Here is a 17,173-nt window from a genome sequence, read left to right as displayed (position 1 = left end):
CGGCGCTTAGCCGCTGGTCGACGTTCCGGCGAGCGCGGCAAGGTGGGTCGCGTTCAGCTTGCCGAACTCGTTGCGCGGCAGCCGCGGCACTTGGATCACCCGGCGCGGCAGGAAAATCGGGTCGATTTCCCGCCGCAATGCCGCCAGGATCGCCGCCGGCTCGCGTCCTGGTGCGACCACGAAGGCGAGCAGGCGCGCGGTCGGCTCGGCGTCGAGATCGCCGGGGGCGACGAAAACCCCGTCCTCGACCCCTTCGATCGCGGTCAGGATGCGGGTGAGGGCGGCGAGGGAGGCGCGTTTGCCGCCGAGCTTGATGACGTCGCTGCGCCGGCCGAGGAGGCGAAACCGTGTCGGCGCGAGCAGTTCCAAGGCATCGGCGAGCGCCACCGTCTCAGCGAACGGGGCGGCGACCGAAACCACGCCCTCGGCGTCGGCGGCCAAATGCAGGCCGGGATAGGCCTCCCAGATCTCGCCCGCCGTCGTCATCCGGCTGGCGATCGAGCCGGCTTCGGTCGCGCCGAAGATTTCCGCGACCCGGGTCTGCCAGCACGCCTCGGCGCGGGCGGCGAGGTCGGCGGCAAGCGGTGCGGTCGCCGAAATCACCAGGGCGAGCGGCGGCAGGCTGAGGCCGGCATCGAGCAAGGCACGGAGCTGCAACGGCGTCGTGACCAGAAGGCGCGGCGCCGGCATCGCGGCAAGGGCGGCGGCGATGTCATGGGGGAAGAATGTCGGCCCGCACCAGCTCGTCACCGGACAATGGAGGGCGAGCAGAACCGTGGTCTCGAAGCCGTACATGTGTTGCGGCGGCACCGTTGCGACCAGGGAGACCGGCGCCTCGGCTGCGAGCCCGAAGCGCATCGCCGCGGCGTGGCTGCGGGCGTGAAGCGCGCCCCAGCGTTTGCGGTGAGCGACCGGCTCGCCGGTGCTGCCGGAGGTGAATACCGTCGCCGCCGGCATCTCGCCGGCGAATTCGGGGTTTGCCCACTCCCCCGCCGGGTTGGTGCTGGCGAGCAAAGAGCTGGGGTCGAGCGTGATCGTCGGGCAGGACGCGGCGCTCGCCGGGCGCTCGCCGAGGATCGCTGCGGCGCCGAGGCGGGCCGTGAGGTCGCGGACCCGGCCCGGGGAGCGGTCGCTCGACAAGGCGCTCTCACAGCCGGCGATCATCGCCGCGGCGAAGCCGAGCGCGAAGGAAAGCCGATCCTCGCAGAGATTGAGCACCATGCCCCCCGCCGGCAGCGCCGCCGCAAGCCGCGCCGCGGCGGCGAGAAAATCGCAGGCCCGGACCACCCCGTCCGCGCTTTGAAACAGCGCCGCGGTTTTTTTGCGTGCGACAAGCGCAAAGCGCGCGGGGAAGGGCTCCATTGCGGGGTTTATTTGGTGCGGGTGGCGCCGATATGGGCGGCGAGCGCGCGCAAGTTCGCGAAGATCCGACGGTTGCGCTCATCGTCGGATTTCAGCTCGATGCCATAGTCGCGCGAGATCGCGAGCGCGAGTTCGAGGGCGTCGATCGAATCGAGGCCGAGGCCCTCGCCGAACAAAGGTGCCGTGGGATTGATGTCTTCGGGCTTGTTCTCGAGATGGAGAACCGTCACGATAAGCCGCGCGATCTCCGCCTCGAGCGCGAGGGCGCAGTCGGGGAGGGGATCGCGAGGCGGGATACCCGCCGCTTGGGCGTCGTCGGCGGTCCGTGGCGCGGTCGCGATCGGTAGGATGTCAGGCTGGCTCATGGGTTCCCAGGGGCTGGAGCAACAAGGTTCATAGCGTTTCGGCATGATCTCATCCTCATATGTGAAGCTCACCGGCCGATTGTCCAGCCATGCCGATGCCGGCGGCGGGGAAGCGCCGGTTTTCGGCCCGGTCAGCTTCACCGTCGATCTCGAGGATCATGCCCCCCTGGCCGAGGGGCCGGCGCGGGTAAAAGCGCTGACCGAGACCTTCCTCGAATTTTTTGCGGCCCAACGAATCAGCGCGACTTTTTTCGTCACCGACGAGATCGCCCGCCGCGCGCCCCTGCTGGTGCGCGCCATTGCCGCGGGTGGGCATGAAATCGCCTCGCACGGCTATTGCCATGCCCGCTTGGATGCGCTCGATCCGCACGATTTCGCTGCCGAGATGACAGCGGCGAAGGCACGGCTCGAGGATATCGGCGCGGTCGCGGTCGCCGGATTTCGCGCGCCGTTCTTTTCGCTCGTGCCGAGGACGGCGTGGGCGGTGGAGGGGCTGCTCGCGGCGGGTTTCGCCTATTCTTCGAGTGTCATCCCCGGCCCCGCTTGGATCGCTGGCTGGCCGGGGGCGCCGCGCGCGGCGTTTCGCTGGCCGGGCGGCTTGCTCGAATTGCCGGTGCCGGTGGCGCCGCTGGCCGGGCGGCTGCTGCCGGTGCTGGGCGGGATGTATCTCCGCGCCTTGCCGCTCCGCGATCTCCGGCGCCTCTGGCGGCGCCTCGCGGGGCAGACGCTCTGGACCTATTGTCATCCCTATGACATCGAAACCGAGATGAGGGGGCGGTTGCGCGGTCTCGGCGGTGTCGCAAGCCTGGTGCTCGGGCTCAACCGCGGGGCGACGCTGCAGCGCTGGCGGCTGCTTGCCGCGGCGGCCGCGCCACCACTCGGGGTGCGCGCGGAAACCCTCGCCGCGGCGCCGTTTTTAGACGGGAAAGGATGGCATGTCAGATAAAATCGCGGAAACGACGTTCCCGGGCGCCGCCGAACTCTTCTCGCTCGCCGGGCGCACGGCGTTGATCACCGGCGCCTCCGGTGGCCTCGGGCTCGCCTTCGCGCACATGCTCCACGGCGCCGGTGCCCAAGTCATTCTCGCCGCCCGCAACGAGGCGCGGCTGGCCGCGGCGGCCGCCGCCCTCGGCGAGCGGGCCGAAGCGGCGCGGCTCGACGTCACCGATGACGCCTCGATCGATGCCTGCCTCGCCGGGCTCGCGGCGCGGGGGGTGGTCGCTGACATCATCGTCAACAATGCCGGCATCGCCGCGCCCAAGCCTGCCATCGAGCAGAGCGCCGCGGATTGGGATGCGGTGCTCGCGGTCAATCTCCGCGGCGCCTTTCTGGTTGCGCGCGCCGCGGCGCGGCGGCTGATCGCGGCCGGGCGGCCGGGGTCGATCATCAACATCGCCTCGATCCTCGGGATCCGCGTCGGCTCTCATCTCGCGTCTTACACCGCCGCCAAGGCGGGGTTGCTGCACCTGACGCGGAGCCTCGCGATCGAGTTCGCCCGCCACCAGATCCGCGTCAACGCGCTGGCGCCGGGGTATATTGAAACCGATATGAATTCTGGATTTTTCGCAACCGAAGCGGGTCAGGCAATGATCCGCCGCATCCCGCAGCGCCGGCTCGGGACGCCGCGCGACCTCGCCGGCCCACTGCTCCTGCTCGCCTCCGACGCCGGCGCGCACATGACCGGGGCGACGATCGTCGTCGATGGCGGGCACACGGTGAATAGCATCTAGACGTGCCATTCGTCGGTGGCGTAAGAAAACAAGAAAAATGTTCTTTTTTGAAAAAAAGAACCAAAAAAACTTTTGTCCTGTTTGGCGGTTGGGCAGCGCCGCAGGCGCTCAGATCGTTGGTGCGTGGCGCATCGGCACGGGTTCGAGATAGCGATCGAAGGCGGCGGCGACGGCGCGGAGAAATGGCCGCGCCGAGGCGGGCACGCTGAGATGGCGGCCGTCCCAGGCGATCAGGCCGATCGCCGCCAGTTCGGCGAGGGCTGGATGGGCGTCGTCGAGCGCATTCGCGGCCGCGCCGTGCGCTGCGAGTAGCTCGTCGAGATCGAGCCGCATCGCGCACATCACCTGCTCGATCGCGGCGCGGCGCAGCCGGTCATCGGCGTCGAGCGCGACCCCGCGCGCAACCGCCAAGCCCCCCGCCGCGATCGCCGCGCGATAGGCCGGCACGCGCGGCGCGTTCTGCGCATAGCCCTGCGGCAGGCTGCTGATCGCCGAGGCGCCGAGGCCGATCAAGGCATCGGCGGCATCATCGGTGTAGCCTTGGAAATTCCGGCGCAGCTGGCCGCTGGCGGCGGCCTGAGCGAGCCCGTCGCCGGGTTTGGCGAAATGGTCGAGACCGATCGCGAGATAGCCCGCGGCGAGGATTTCGGTCTCGGCGATTTCGCGAAGCAGAAACCGCGTCCGTGCATCCGGCAGCGACGCCTCCGGGATCAGCGCCTGATGCCGCTGCATCCACGGCACATGGGCATAGCCGAACACCGCGATGCGCTCTGGCGCGATGGTCAGCGCCTGGCGCAGGGTCGCCCGCAGCCCGTCCGCGGTCTGGTGCGGCAGACCATAGACCAGATCGAGATTGACCGAGCCGACGCCGATCCCGCGCAAGGCTTCGGCGCAGGCGGCGGTTGCGGCGAAGGATTGCTGGCGCCCGATGGTTTCCTGCACGTCCGGCGCGAAATCCTGCACCCCGAGGCTCACGCGCGTCGCCCCCATGTCCTTGAGCGCCGCAAGACGGTCCGCCGGCAGGCGGCGCGGATCGATCTCGATCGCGATTTCGGCGTCGCGAGCGAGGTGGAAATGTCGGCTTATGCTTTCGCTGATCGCGCGTAATTCCGCCGCCGGCAAGATGCTCGGCGTGCCGCCGCCCCAATGGATCTGGCGGACCGTGAGCGGCTTGCCGATGGTTTGCGCGACCAGGGCGATCTCGTCGCGCAGCGCCGCGGCGTAGGTGCGGAGCGGCGCATCAGTATTCACAGCACTGGTATGGCAGCCGCAAAAGCGGCAGAGCGTGCGGCAGAACGGAACGTGGAGATAAAGTGAGAGCGACGCCGTCTCCGGAAGGGCGGCGAGCCACCCGGCGGCGGTTGTGGCGCCGACTGCATCCGAGAAATGCGGCGCGGTGGGATAGCTCGTGTAGCGCGGCACCCGCCGGTCATAGCGGGCGATCAGGGCGTCGATGTCCATGGCGGCAGTTTAGGGGATTTCAGCCTGTCCGCTTTGAGGCAGATCAAGCCACGATGAGGCATCGGGCGCCCTATTTCGCGCGCCGCGGCAGAGCCTCGAGGGCTTGCACGATCGCCGCCGTCACCTCGCTCCAATCCCCGGCCCGGCTTTGGCGAAAGAGCCGGAGCGAGGGATACCAGGGGCTGTCGCTGCGATCGAGCAGCCAGCGCCAGTCAGACGGGGTCGGGAGCATCAGCCAAGCCGGCTTGCCGAGCGCGCCGGCGAGATGGCCGACCGAGGTATCGACGCATATCACGAGATCGAGATTGATGATCGCGGCGGCGGTTTCGGCGAAATTGGTCAGGGCTTCGGAGACATCGAGAAGGCCCGGCAGCACGTTCGGCGTCGCGCGGTCACGTGGCGGGAATTTCTGCTGCAGCGAGACGAAGGCGACCCCCGTGACCTTGCCGAGCGGGGCGAGGTCGGCGAGCCGCATCGAGCGGCGGCGATCATTAGGGTGGGTCGTGCGTCCCGCCCAGGCGACGCCGACGCGCAAGGCCCCACGCGGCAGTTCGCGCTCGAAACGGGTTTGCCAGGCGCGGATGAGGGGGGGATCGACGCTGAAATAAGGGATCGGTGCTGGGATCGTCGAAAGGTCGGTTGCGAAAATCCCCGGCAGGCTCGACATCAGGCAAAAAACCTTATGCGGCGGAATCTGATCCCAGCGGGTATGGCAGGCTGCGACGCCGCGGATCGTGCGCAGCAACGGCGCGATATCGGGGCTACAGCCCACCACCACCTCCCGGCAGCGCGCCACGACCTCGGGGATATAGCGGCTGAATTGCAGCGTATCGCCATAACCCTGATCGCCGACGAGAAGGATGCGGTCGTCGGGCAAACTCATGCCGTTCCAAGCCGGCGCCGCCATTTTCGGGAGCATCCCCTTGGCCTGTTCGAGCTGGTTGCGCCATTCATACTCCACCCAGCCCGGTTTCATCTCACCGCGCGCGAGCAGGATCTGGCCGATCGCGAGATGCGCTTCGGGATGAGCGGGCTCTTTCGCGAGCGCGGCGAGAAAGGCATCGATCGCGGCGTCGCGCTCGCCGCGATCCATCAGCGCCTTGCCGAGATTGACCTGAAAACGCGCAATCGCCGGCTGCAGACGCACCGCTTCGGCGGCGGCGGTAACGGCGTCGTCGAAACGATAGAGCAGGCGATAGAGGCCCGAGAGATTGCTATGCCAGGAGGCGACGTTCGGCTGCTTGGCAAGCGCCCGCTCGATCAGGGAGGTTGCCCGCGCAAGATCGCCGCGATGGCCGAGAATGGCGCCGAGCAAGGCGAGCGCCGGCGGGTGGTCGGGCACCGCTTCGAGGACGTCCTGGCAGATGCCGGCGGCTTCGCCGAGGCGCTTGGCGAGCATGGCCTGCTCGGCGCGTTGCAATTGCTCGAGAATGGCTTTGCTCCGCTCCGCCGCCGAAACGGGCGGCGGCGGCTGGGCGGCGAGACCGGGCGGCGCCGGCACCGCGGGCGCGGCGGCGGCCGGCGGCGGCGCGGGAGGGGTGGCGACGGGCGTGGTCGGTGCGCTCATGGCCGAAGGATGCCAAGCTGCGCGGCCAAACAAAAGGGGGCACCCGGCGGTTTCGCCGCGGGCGCGGCGTTTCGCCAAAAAGCCGCGTCAACCGGCGATCGCGGTCGGCGCGATCCGGCGCGAAACCGCGCTGGCGCAGCCAGAGTCCGGCGCCGCGATCGCCGCCAGCACGGTGAAATGCTGGCGCGCGAGCGGGCGATCGCCGAGGAGGATCACGAATTCCCAGTCGCCGGCGATCATTTCCCAGGGATCGGTGAAGGTGAAGCCGACATAATGCGGCCCGGCGCCAGGGGGAATTTCGAACCGATCGACGCTGCCGGCGCGGCCATCGGGCCGGCGCAGCGGGGGGTGGGTCACGCGAATGGTGAGCGGCGCTGTGGCCGGCGCGGCGCGGTCGAAGATCACGCCGAAGCTCCGGCAGAGCTTAGCGGGAATGGTCTCGGTCGCCGCGACCAAGCGCGGCAGCCCGGTGCGATCGACGCCGCTCAGAGTCTGGTCGCCAAGGCCGGGCGGAAGGCTGCCGGTGACGGGGGCGGCGCGGAAAATCCCGACGGCGAGGATACTAATCTCGGGCGTTTCGGCGTGGCTGGGCAGCGCTGCGACGAACACGCCGATCGCGAAGAGGAAAGCCAGCGGGATTTGACGGGGAAGGGTCGGGATTGTATAAGCCGATCTGCAAATGCGAATAACTCTCATCATTATGCGCAACAACGATACCAGAATGAGGCGACCCGAACGATGCGTTCCCTGTTCTTTTCCGCGATGGCCGTCGGCCTGCTCACCCTTGGCACTGGCGCGGCGCTGGCGGCTGACGATGTCGAAAGCCGTGACCTCGTGATCAAGGATCATGTCTTTTCTCCCGCCGAAATCACCGTCCCCGCCGGCAAGCGGGTGGCGATTCATATCAAGAACATGGACAAGACGGCAGAAGAGTTCGATTCCTCGGCGCTCAAGGTCGAAAAAGTGATCGCCGGCGGCGGCAGCGGCACCCTCTATCTCCGCCCGCTCGCGCCGGGACGCTATAAATTCGAGGGGGAATATCACGACAAGACCGCCCAAGGGGTCGTCATCGCGCAATAGCGCTGCCCCATCGTGGTTTGATATAACTCGGGAAGGCCAGATCATGGTCGCTGCGTTGCTGATTGTCTTTCGTGAGGTCATCGAGGCCGGGTTGATCGTCGGCATCGTGATGGCGGCGACCAAGGGCGTTCCTGGGCGCGGTCGCATGGTCGGGCTCGGCATCGCCACGGGGGTCATGGGCGCCTGTCTCCTCGCGGCCGGCGCTGGTCGTCTCGGCGCCCTTTTCGCGGGCAGCGGCCAGGAGGTTTTTCAGGCCGCAGTGCTCGGCATCGCGACCCTGATGCTCGCCTGGCACACGATCTGGATGGCGAGCCACGGCCGCGCCCTCGCCCATGAGATGCGCGCCCTCGGCGGCGCGGTGCGCGAGGGGAGCCGGCCACTCGTCGCGCTTGGCATCGTGGTTGCCATCGCGGTGCTGCGCGAAGGCTCGGAAGTGGTGCTGTTTCTTTACGGCATCGCGCTCTCGGGCGGCGTGTCGGGTTGGGGGATGGTGGTCGGCGGGGCGCTTGGCATCGTCGCTGGCGCCCTCGTCGCGGCGCTGCTTTATGGCGGCCTCATCGCGATTCCGGTCGGGCGCATGCTGTCGCTCACCGGCGCGCTGATCACGCTGATGGCCGCCGGCATGGCAGCGCAAGCGGTCGCGTTCTTGCAGCAGGCGGGGTTCGCCGATCTGCTTTCGGCGCCGGTGTGGAACTCGGCGGCGTTGCTCAGCGACGACTCCATCGCCGGCCGGCTCGCCCATAGCCTGGTCGGCTACACCGCCGAGCCCGACGGCTTGCAGCTTTTAGTGTACGCCGCGACCCTGGCGACGATCTCCGGCCTTGCGCGCGCGGTGCGGTCACGGATGCGCCCGGCGCGTGCCGCTGCGGCGGAATAGAGCGGCGTTTTTTACCGTCTGGTAAGCATCATCGCGGCATGATCGCCCGCTTCCATGGGAACGGGCGTTATGGCGGAAAAATCTGCTGAACATCCTCCGACGCGCGAGGGCGGGCGCGGGGCCGCGGCGCTGATTGGCGGGCGCTATCAGGTCGATTTCGCCTCCCCGTTCGCCGGCGCCGGCGGCGGGATGATGGCTTTCGTCGCACGCGATCAGCAAAACGTCGCGGCGGGGCTGATGGCGCTCCAGATCCGGCCGAGCGCGCCGGCCCGCGTCCATGCCATCGAACATCTCAGCAAAAGCGCTATCCCCGGGCTTTTGCTGCCGCTCGCGCACGGCGTCGCCCTCACACCGGAAGGCAGCGAAGCCGGCTTCGTCATCTGCGGCGCGCCGCCCGGCCCCTCGCTCGCCGCAAGCCCGCGGGTCTGGGGCGAGCGTGAGCTGCTTGAGTGCGTGCTGCGCCCGGCGGCGATGGTGCTCGATGCCCTGGCCACGCGCGGCGTCACCCATCGCGCCATTCGCCCCGATAATATATTCCAGGGCAGCGCCGGCGAGCCGGTGACCCTCGGCGCCGCTTGGGCCGGCCCGCCGGGAAGCTTGCAGCCGGCGCTTTATGAACCGCCTTATGTCGCGATGTGCCATCCTGCCGGCCGCGGTGATGGCGTCATCGCTGACGATATCTATGCTCTCGGCGTCACCTTGCTTACGCTTGCGCTCGGGCGGACGCCGCTCGCCGGGCTGGATGACGCGGCGATCATCCGGCGCAAGCTCGATCTCGGCAGCTATGCCGCCCTGGTCGGCGAGGCGCGTCTGCCGGCGATGATCGCCGATCTGTTGCGCGGCATGCTGGCCGAGGATCCGATCCATCGCCCGCCGCCGCAGCTCTATCTCGATCCTTCGGCGGCGCGGGCGCGGAGACTGGCGGCGCGGCCCGGGCGGCGGGCGCAGCGCGCCTTGAAAATCGCCGACCAGCCGATCTGGGACGCGCGTTCGCTGGCCTATGCCCTCGCCCGCCGGCCCGAGGAAGCGGTGCACTTGGTGCGCAGCCACTATCTCGACCATTGGCTGCGCCGGAGCCTCGGCGATGCGGTGCTGGCCGGGCGGGCGGATGACGTTGTGCGCCAGCGGAGCGAATTTCCCCCCGAGGATTCCCGCGCCGACGCGACGATGACGATGCGCCTGATCGCCGTTCTCGATCCGCTGGCGCCGCTCTGCTGGCGTGGTGTTGCTCTCTGGCCCGACGGGCTCGGCGGCGTGCTCGCCGAGGGCATGCAGGAAAACAGCGAGCTGACCGCCAAGATCGACGATCTCGTGGCCGCCGAAGCGGTCGCCGGCTGGGCCCTGATGCGCCCCGAACTCTGTGACGCAACAGCGCTCCGCCAGACCGCCCAGCATCACCGCATGTGGCAGCGCATCCGCGGCCTCGGCGGCGGCCTTGCGCGGATCGCCTACGCCCTCAACCCGCTGCAGCCCTGCGCCAGCCCGCTGCTTGCCGGCCGCTGGGTCGCGCGGCTCGCTGATCTCCTGCCGGCGCTGGAGGCGATTTCGCAGCAGCCCGAGCGCCGGCGCGGCGAGCCGGTGGACGGCCACATCGCCGCCTTCATCGCCGCTCACCAGGATGGCCGACTCAGCGGCGATCTCGGCGCCTTCGCCGGCGATGCGGCGGGCGGCGAGCCGCAGCTCGCGAGCCTGCGCGCTCTGTCGCGGCTGCAGGTGGCGCATTCCGCGCCGCTTCCGGGCCTCGCCGCCTGGCTCGTCGAGCGCGCCGAACCGCTGACCGAGCGCTGGCACAACCGCGCCCGACGCGCCGACGTTTTGGCGCAGCTCCGCCGCTTGGCCCAAGCCGGGCAATTGCTGCCCATGCTCGCCTTGTTTGACGACCGAAATGCGCTGGCGACCGATGCCCAGGGGTTGAAACAGGCCCTCGCTGCGGTCGCCAAGATCGACGCCGAGCGCGCGGCGCTGCGAACCGCGTCCGCCGAGCGCCGCCGCCGCGCGACCAGTATCGGCCATGAGATCGCGGTCGGCAGCGGCATGCTCGCGCTGGCGTCGAGCGTCGGCTGGCTGGTGTTCGGATGAAGGCCGGCGCGGGCGGCGGCACGGTGACGACGCGGCCGGCGGCAAAGCCGGGGCGGTCGCTGGTCTGGTTGCAGGGGCTCGCCTGCGGCGCGCTGGCGACGCTTGCGACACCGCTCGCGGTGCTGCTCGGCGTGCTGCTTTTGCCCGGGCTATGCGTTCTGCTGATCGACCGCATGCCGGGCAAACCGGTCGCGCGCACCATGCTCCTCTGCGGCGCCGCGGCGAGTGTAACCCCGGCTTGGCGGCTCTGGGATCATGGCTTGACGATGGAGAACAGCCTCGACCTGCTTTCCGATGTCTTCACCCTTGGCCTGGCCTGGGCGGCAACCGCGGCGGGCTGGCTGGTGGCCGAAGTGGCGCCGGTTTTCGTGCATCTCATCCTCGAGGGGACGAGCCGTCGGCGCGATGCGGAATTGCGCGCCGCCCGCGCACGCTACGAAGCGGAATGGGGCATCCCGCCCGCGGACGCCGACATGGCCGAACCGTGAGGGCGCTCTCGATAGAAAGACGTCGCGCGGCGCCCGGACTCAGATGACTTTCTTCTGCCGAAGCGCTGCGATCTCGCTGGCATCGAGGCCGAGTTCGCCCAGCACCGCCTCAGTATGCTCGCCCATCTCCGGGGTTGCGCTCCGCAAAGCCCAATTGGTGCGCGACAGCGAGACCGCCTGGCCGACGAGTTCCATCCGCCCGCGCCTGGGGTGCATCACCGGCGCGGCGATGCCGAGATGGCGGACTTGCGGGTCGGCGAAGACTTCGTCGATGCGATAGATCGGTCCGGCCGGCACGCCCGCCGCGTTCAGCGCCTCGATCCAGGCCGCCGCGGGCCGGGTTACGGTGATCGCCTCGATCGCCGCATTCATCTCGTCGCGATGGGCAAGGCGCGCCGCGCCGGTCGCGAATTTGGCGTCGGTCGCGAGATGCGGGGCGCCGAGCGTGTCGCAAAAGCGGCGATAGATCGCGTTGCCGGCGACCGCGATGTTGATATGCCCATCCGCGGTCTTGAAGACGCCGGTCGGCACCGTGGTCGGGTGATTGTTGCCGGCCTGGCCGGGCACGTCGTGCTCGATCAGCCAGCGCGCCGCCTGGAAATCGAGCATGGCGATCTGGGCGGCGAGCAACGAACTTTCGACATATTGGCCGAGGCCCGATTCCTCGCGCTCAAGCAGCGCAATCAGGATGCCCATGGCGCAGAAAATTCCCGCCGTGAGATCGGCGACCGGGATGCCGACCCGCATAGGCCCCTCGCCCGGGCGGCCGGTGATCGACATCAGCCCGCCCATGCCCTGCGCGATCTGATCGAAGCCGGGGCGGTTGGCATAGGGGCCGTCCTGGCCGAAGCCGGAAATGCTGGCATAAACGAGGCGCGGATTGACCTCGCGCAAGACCGGATAATCGATACCGAGGCGGCGCTTGACGTCGGGCCGGTAATTCTCGACCAAGACATCGGCGCGCGCGGCCAGGCGTTTGAGCAGCGCGACCCCCTCCGGCTGCTTGAGATCGAGGGTGATGGCGCGCTTGTTGCGGTGCAGATTTTGGAAATCCGCCCCCTCGCGCCCGCCGCCGAGCCCCTCCTCGGCGGCCGGGGCCTCGATCTTGATGACCTGCGCCCCCCAATCGGCGAGCTGGCGAACCGCGGTCGGGCCGGCGCGCACGCGGGAAAGGTCGAGGACGGTGAAACGGGCGAGGGGGAGGCTCATCGGGGCTCCGTCGGCTTTATCGGCGCTGGCGTCATGCGGGCGAGCGCGCTGGCGTGCTCGTCGCGTCGCCCGTCCGAGGTTAGCGGCTTCCGCTCGCCCCCGCCAGGGTGCCCGGCGAGCCCGCGCCCTGCCGGCCGAGATCAAAAAATCGCGACAAATCGGGCAATAAAACAATCATTAGAGTTTAGTCCTTGAGCGTCGGGAGGGTAGGCGATAGAGACAGGCCTGCCTTGGGACGGGCATTGGCGGTCGTGGAGCGTTTTGTGGCATTATTGCCGCCGTGTCGGCGCGGCAAATGCCTAACGTGCGCGGCCAGCGTATCCCTCTCTTGGGCCGGCAACGTGTGAGTGCTTGGAGAAGACATGAACAGCAGCGAAAACCCGTCCCCCCGCAAGAGCCGCGGCCCGCTGATTTTCGGTCTGATCGTGCTTGCCGTTGCCGTGGGCCTCGGCGTCTCCGGCATCATGGACCGCAAAAAAGCCGAAGCCGAGCTAGTCAAGGCGACCGACGCGGCGGCGATCCCGACGGTTGCGGTGATCAAGCCAGTGCCCAATCAACACGCGGATGAGCTGGTGCTGCCGGGCGACGTCGAATCCTGGTACGAAGCGCCGATCTATGCCCGCGTCAACGGCTACGTGAAGATGTGGTATCGCGATATCGGCGCGCGGGTCAAAACCAACGACCTTCTCGCCGAGATCGACACCCCCGATCTCGATCAGCAATATGCCGAGGCCAAGGCCGCCTATGCCCGCGCGGTCGCCGACCAGAAGCTCGCCGACGTCACTGCTCAGCGCTGGAAGCGGCTGCTTGCCTCTGACTCGGTCTCGCACGAGGACACCGACGTCAAGGTTTATGACGACGAAGCCAAGCACGCGGTGGTGGCAGCGGCGCAGGCCAATGTCAGCCGGCTCGAGGCGCTCGAGACCTTCAAGCGCATCGTCGCCCCGTTCGACGGCGTGGTGACGGCGCGACGCACCGATATCGGCGCCCTAGTCAACGCCGGCGGCGGCACCGGGCCGGAGCTGTTCGCCGTCGCCGATATCCACAAGATGCGCGTCTATGTCCGCATCCCGCAGATCTACATCTCGCGGATCAAGAGCGGGATGGAGGCCGATCTCTATATGCCGGAATATCCGAACGAAATCTTCCCGGCCAAGCTCAACACCACCGCCAACGCGGTGAGCCCGGATTCCCGCACCCTGCTCGTCGAGCTCTGGGCGGACAATCCGGAGGGGAAGCTCCAGCCCGGCACCTACGCCAATGTCCATTTCAAACTGCCGCCCAATCCGTCGACGGTTCGCGTTCCGGTGAGCGCGTTGATGTTCCAGCAGCACGGATTGCAAGTCGCGGTGGTGGATGCGACCCGCCACGTCAAGATGCATGACGTGACCATCGGGCTCGACATGGGCGCGGATGTCGAAATCATCTCCGGGCTCGCCGCCACCGACCGGGTGATCAACTCCCCGCCCGACTCCCTTTCGCCCGGTGATCTCGTCAACGTCGCCGGGGAGGGAGGCAAGGGCTCGAGCGGCAAAGGCGGCGAGCAGCTTTCAGAGGCCAGCCAGTGAGGCCCGAGAGGCGTTGGCTGGCGGCCGCTTCGCTCGCCGCGCTGCTCGCCGGATGCACCGATTTCGCGCCGAAATACCACGCCCCGATCGTCGCCGTTCCCACCTCGTTTAAGGAGACCGGCGATTGGCAGAAGGCCGACCCGAAAGACACCATCCCGCGCGGGCCATGGTGGTCGATCTATCATGATGCGGTCTTGAATAAGCTCGAGGATCAGCTCAACGCCGCCAACCCCGATATCGCCGCCGCGGTTGCGCATTACGATTCCTCGCGCGCCTTCGTCTCCGAAATCAATTCCGTGCTCTTCCCCTCGGTCGGCACCGGCGGCGCGGTCTCACAATTCGGCTGGAACGGCACCGGATCGCGGCCGCGCGGTGAACAACTCCGCGGCTTCAATGCGCCCAGTCAATACCCGATCGCGCCCGGGGTCGGGCGCAATTTCGGCACTTTCAACCAATACCAATATGACGCCGTCGGCGGCAGCGCGAGTTACGAGATCGATCTCTGGAACCAGCTGCACGACATGGTAAAGAATGCCGAATACCAGTCGCAAGCGGCCGCCGCGCTGCTCGCCAACGCCCAACTCAGCCTGCAAGCGCAGCTCGCGAGTGATTACGTCCTGCTGCGCGGGCTCGATGCCGAAATCGACGTCATCGCCCGCGCGGTAAAGGATTATCAGGACGGGGTTCAGATCACCGTCAACCGCTATCAGGGGCAGATCGCCTCCGGCCTCGACATCTCTGAGGCCAAAACCGTGCTCGAGCAGGCGCAGGCGGAGGAATCCGACGTCAAAGCCTCGCGCGCGCTGGTCGAACACGCCATCGCGTCCTTGGTTGGCCAGCCGGCCTCGCAGTTCACGCTGAAACCGGTGGTGGCGCCGATCGCGCTGCCCAGCATCCCGACCGGCCTGCCCTCTGACCTCCTGCAACGGCGCCCGGATGTCGCGGCGGCGGAGCGGCAGGTGGCGGCGGCGAATGAGGAGATTGGCGTCACCAAAGCCGCGTTCTTCCCGGTCTTCAATCTCGGCTTGGTCGGCGGCGGCCTCGGCGGCGGCTACGGCCAGACGATGATCGCGAGCCCGCTGAGCTATTGGGCGATCGGGCCGCAATTCCTGATGCCGCTGTTTGAGGGCGGCTATCGCCGTGCCGCCGAGGCGCAAGCCTATGCTCGCCTCCGCGAAGCGGTGGCGAATTACCGCGCAACCGTGCTGCTTGCTTATCAGGAGGTCGAGGACGATCTCTCGCTCCTCAACAATCTCGGCACCGAGTTCCAGCAGGTGAGCGAGGCGGTGAACGATTCGGCGCGTTCGCTGCAACTCTCGACCTCCTTGTTCCAAGAAGGCGGGGTCAACTATCTCGATGTCGTGGTCAACGATATCCAATGGCTCGATACCCAGGTCTCGGCGATCCAGGTGCAGACGCGCCGGCTGCAATCCAATGTCGATCTCGTGCGCGCCTTGGGCGGCGGCTGGACGATGCAGGATCTTCCCGGCGCCGAGCAGACGATCATGCTCGACCCGCTAAAGCCGGGCACCGCGAGCCCGAAGCAGGTCGGCCCGACCCAGGCGAGCTTCTATCAGCCGGCGCCCAATGCCGCCGCCGCGCCGCCCGCGTCGAACCCGCCGCCATCCGGCCAATGAGCGGCGACGAAGGCGAGGGGGCAACCCGCGCGCTTTTGGTGGAGCTTGCTGCAAGCCTTTTCGCGCGCGGGTTTTCGGTCGGCAGCGCCGGCAATATCAGCGTCCGGCTCGCGGACGGCTATCTGATCACGCCGACCAATTCTTCGCTGGGGCGGCTGGAGGCTGCGCGCATTTCGCGTCTCGATCCCGAGTTCCGCCATCTTGATGGCGATAAGCCCTCGAAGGAAGTGTTCATGCACCGCGCCTTCTACCGGGCGCGGCCGGAGGCGCGGGCGGTCGTTCATCTCCACTCGCCGATGGCGACCGCGATCGCCTGCCTCGCCGACGCCGACCCGGACAACCCGATCCCGCCGCTCACCCCCTATTTCGTCATGCGGATCGGCTCGCGTCTGCCGCTCGTCCCCTATTTCCGCCCCGGCGACCCGGCGATGGAGCCGGCGATTTTGGCCGCGGCTGCGGGCGCGCGCGCGGTGCTGCTTGCTAATCACGGCCCGGTGGTTTCGGCCGCCAGCCTGCGCGATGCGGTTTACGCCGCCGAGGAGCTGGAAGAGGCCGCCAAACTCGCCCTCTTGCTGCGCGGCGCGCCGGCGCGCACGCTGACGCCGGCGCAGGTCGAGGATCTTCGCAAGACGTTTGGGTGAGGGAAGGAAGATTTGTTCTTTTTTGAAAAAAACAACCAAAAAACTTTTTTCTGTTTGAGTGAGGGGGCGCATGGCGTTCGCGGTCGGGTTTCTCGTGTTTCCCAAGGTGCAGCAACTCGATCTCACCGCACCTTATGAAGTGCTGGCGACGCTCAAGGACAGTAAAACCCATCTCGTGTGGAAGACGCTGGCGCCGGTCACGTCCTCGACCGGGCTGATTTTGACGCCGAACGCCACCTTCGCCACCTGCCCACCGCTCGATCTGCTGTGTATTCCGGGCGGCGCCGGGATCAACGTGCTTCTGGAGGATGCCGAGACGCTCGCCTTCGTGCGCGAACAGGCGGCGCGGGCGCGCTATGTGACCTCGGTCTGTACCGGTGCCCTGGTTCTCGGCGCGGCCGGGCTTCTCACCGGGCGGCGCGCGACGACACATTGGAACGCGCGCGATCTGCTCGCCCATTTCGGCGCTATTCCGACGGCGGGAAGAGTGGTTCGTGACGGCAATCTGATCACCGCCGGCGGCGTCACCGCAGGGATCGATTTCGGCCTTGCGCTCGTCGCTGAATTGACCAGCCAAGCGGAAGCGGAGACCGTCCAGCTCGGCATCGAATACGCGCCCGCGCCGCCCTTCGATGCCGGCACGCCGGAAACCGCCTCGTCGGCAGTGCTCGCCGCCGCCCGCGAACGCGGCGCCGCCTCCCGCCAAGAGCGCGAAGCCGCCATCGCCCGCATCACCGGCAGATGAGGCGCTTTCGTGCGCCGCCGGCACGGCTTCGCGTCACTGGAAACCCCAATGTTTCCGTTGGAAACGGAGATATTTTGCCTGACCCGGTGATGGGTGTTCGCGCAACGGCCGAGGAACGCCAAGCTCGGCGCGCTGCTCCTCCGAAAGCTGATCGGAAACCAGCATTTCTCCCTGATCGGAGAACGAGATCAGCCCCCTGTCAAACGCGGCATCCAGGTTTGCGGTCAGAAGAAGCCCATGTCCGGCATCAAGTCGCTCTTTGTCGGAGGAGTGTTTCGAGAAACGAAACATGGGCGGCAACGATCTGCCAGCGGCCGGCCATGCGTATCCACGTCTGCATCTGCCGGCCGGTGCGGCCGCTATC

At 67.9% G+C, this 17,173-nt stretch carries 17 protein-coding genes; 10 read left to right on the top strand and 7 right to left on the bottom strand.

All coding sequences use genetic code 11. From position 1 onward, the window contains the following. Nucleotides 1–6: 6 nt before the first annotated feature. Together ACP5M5_RS10310 and ACP5M5_RS10305 are read right to left on the bottom strand one after the other, a co-directional pair. Nucleotides 7–1,362, bottom strand: coding sequence for an AMP-binding protein (locus ACP5M5_RS10310; RefSeq protein ID WP_427937119.1), 1,356 nt, complete (start codon nt 1,360–1,362; stop codon nt 7–9). Nucleotides 1,363–1,370: 8 nt separating this feature from the next. Next, on the bottom strand, nt 1,371–1,727 hold the full coding sequence (locus tag ACP5M5_RS10305; protein ID WP_427937117.1) for a phosphopantetheine-binding protein: 357 nt from the start codon (nt 1,725–1,727) through the stop codon (nt 1,371–1,373). 43 nt (nt 1,728–1,770) lie between these two features. Between ACP5M5_RS10305 and ACP5M5_RS10300 the strand changes: the two genes are divergently transcribed. Further along, nucleotides 1,771–2,673 carry a DUF3473 domain-containing protein gene (locus ACP5M5_RS10300; protein WP_427937115.1) on the top strand — a complete coding sequence of 301 codons (903 nt, stop codon included), beginning with the start codon at nt 1,771–1,773 and terminating at the stop codon, nt 2,671–2,673. Continuing rightward, on the top strand, nt 2,663–3,457 hold the full coding sequence (locus tag ACP5M5_RS10295; RefSeq protein ID WP_427937113.1) for an SDR family NAD(P)-dependent oxidoreductase: 795 nt from the start codon (nt 2,663–2,665) through the stop codon (nt 3,455–3,457). Before ACP5M5_RS10300 ends, ACP5M5_RS10295 begins: the two co-directional genes overlap by 11 nt. 108 nt (nt 3,458–3,565) lie before the next feature. Here the strand turns inward: ACP5M5_RS10295 and hemN are convergent, their stop codons facing one another. The 3 genes from hemN to ACP5M5_RS10280 all read right to left on the bottom strand — a co-directional run bounded on the left by hemN (nt 3,566) and on the right by ACP5M5_RS10280 (nt 7,094). Beyond that, nucleotides 3,566–4,918, bottom strand: a complete 1,353-nt coding sequence (gene hemN, locus ACP5M5_RS10290) for an oxygen-independent coproporphyrinogen III oxidase (protein ID WP_427937112.1) — start codon at nt 4,916–4,918, stop codon at nt 3,566–3,568. Nucleotides 4,919–4,988: 70 nt separating this feature from the next. After that, nucleotides 4,989–6,485 carry a tetratricopeptide repeat protein gene (locus tag ACP5M5_RS10285; RefSeq protein ID WP_427937111.1) on the bottom strand — a complete coding sequence of 499 codons (1,497 nt, stop codon included), beginning with the start codon at nt 6,483–6,485 and terminating at the stop codon, nt 4,989–4,991. Nucleotides 6,486–6,572: 87 nt separating this feature from the next. Further along, nucleotides 6,573–7,094 carry a DUF3859 domain-containing protein gene (locus ACP5M5_RS10280; protein ID WP_427937109.1) on the bottom strand — a complete coding sequence of 174 codons (522 nt, stop codon included), beginning with the start codon at nt 7,092–7,094 and terminating at the stop codon, nt 6,573–6,575. Between the two features lie 129 nt (nt 7,095–7,223). On the opposite strand from ACP5M5_RS10280, the gene ACP5M5_RS10275 reads away from it, so the two are divergent. The 4 genes from ACP5M5_RS10275 (at nt 7,224) to ACP5M5_RS10260 (ending at nt 11,009) form a co-directional block, all read left to right on the top strand. Then, nucleotides 7,224–7,565, top strand: a complete 342-nt coding sequence (locus ACP5M5_RS10275) for a cupredoxin domain-containing protein (protein ID WP_427937107.1) — start codon at nt 7,224–7,226, stop codon at nt 7,563–7,565. A 43-nt stretch (nt 7,566–7,608) separates the two neighbouring features. Beyond that, nucleotides 7,609–8,442 (top strand): FTR1 family iron permease, encoded by an 834-nt coding sequence (locus ACP5M5_RS10270; protein WP_427937106.1) that lies wholly within the window; start codon nt 7,609–7,611, stop codon nt 8,440–8,442. Between the two features lie 69 nt (nt 8,443–8,511). Then, nucleotides 8,512–10,521, top strand: coding sequence for a hypothetical protein (locus tag ACP5M5_RS10265; protein WP_427937105.1), 2,010 nt, complete (start codon nt 8,512–8,514; stop codon nt 10,519–10,521). Next, nucleotides 10,518–11,009 carry a hypothetical protein gene (locus ACP5M5_RS10260; protein ID WP_427937103.1) on the top strand — a complete coding sequence of 164 codons (492 nt, stop codon included), beginning with the start codon at nt 10,518–10,520 and terminating at the stop codon, nt 11,007–11,009. Before ACP5M5_RS10265 ends, ACP5M5_RS10260 begins: the two co-directional genes overlap by 4 nt. A gap of 39 nt (nt 11,010–11,048) precedes the next feature. On the opposite strand, the gene ACP5M5_RS10255 is transcribed toward ACP5M5_RS10260, so the two are convergent. Next, nucleotides 11,049–12,218: a CaiB/BaiF CoA transferase family protein gene (locus tag ACP5M5_RS10255; protein WP_427937101.1), complete on the bottom strand. Its 1,170-nt coding sequence runs from the start codon at nt 12,216–12,218 to the stop codon at nt 11,049–11,051. A gap of 362 nt (nt 12,219–12,580) precedes the next feature. Here ACP5M5_RS10255 and ACP5M5_RS10250 point away from each other — a divergent pair, with 362 nt between their 5' ends. The 4 genes from ACP5M5_RS10250 to ACP5M5_RS10235 all read left to right on the top strand — a co-directional run bounded on the left by ACP5M5_RS10250 (nt 12,581) and on the right by ACP5M5_RS10235 (nt 16,809). After that, nucleotides 12,581–13,786 carry an efflux RND transporter periplasmic adaptor subunit gene (locus tag ACP5M5_RS10250; protein ID WP_427937100.1) on the top strand — a complete coding sequence of 402 codons (1,206 nt, stop codon included), beginning with the start codon at nt 12,581–12,583 and terminating at the stop codon, nt 13,784–13,786. Beyond that, the gene (locus ACP5M5_RS10245) at nt 13,783–15,423 is read left to right on the top strand and encodes an efflux transporter outer membrane subunit (RefSeq protein WP_427937098.1); all 1,641 of its coding nucleotides are present in this window, start codon (nt 13,783–13,785) and stop codon (nt 15,421–15,423) included. Before ACP5M5_RS10250 ends, ACP5M5_RS10245 begins: the two co-directional genes overlap by 4 nt. Beyond that, on the top strand, nt 15,420–16,064 hold the full coding sequence (locus ACP5M5_RS10240) for an aldolase (RefSeq protein WP_427937097.1): 645 nt from the start codon (nt 15,420–15,422) through the stop codon (nt 16,062–16,064). The genes ACP5M5_RS10245 and ACP5M5_RS10240 overlap by 4 nt, the downstream gene beginning before the upstream one ends. A 70-nt stretch (nt 16,065–16,134) precedes the next feature. After that, complete coding sequence (locus ACP5M5_RS10235) at nt 16,135–16,809, top strand: DJ-1/PfpI family protein (RefSeq protein WP_427937096.1); 675 nt, start codon at nt 16,135–16,137, stop codon at nt 16,807–16,809. 247 nt (nt 16,810–17,056) lie between these two features. On the opposite strand, the gene ACP5M5_RS10230 is transcribed toward ACP5M5_RS10235, so the two are convergent. After that, nucleotides 17,057–17,131: a hypothetical protein gene (locus ACP5M5_RS10230; protein ID WP_427937141.1), complete on the bottom strand. Its 75-nt coding sequence runs from the start codon at nt 17,129–17,131 to the stop codon at nt 17,057–17,059. Nucleotides 17,132–17,173: the final 42 nt, after the last annotated feature.

This window comes from Acidibrevibacterium sp., from assembly GCF_049965395.1.
In the GTDB taxonomy this organism is placed as follows: Bacteria; Pseudomonadota; Alphaproteobacteria; order Acetobacterales; family Acetobacteraceae; genus Acidibrevibacterium; species Acidibrevibacterium fodinaquatile.
Note: the sequence above shows the minus strand (reverse complement) of the source record. Positions and strands in the feature narration are given on the sequence as shown.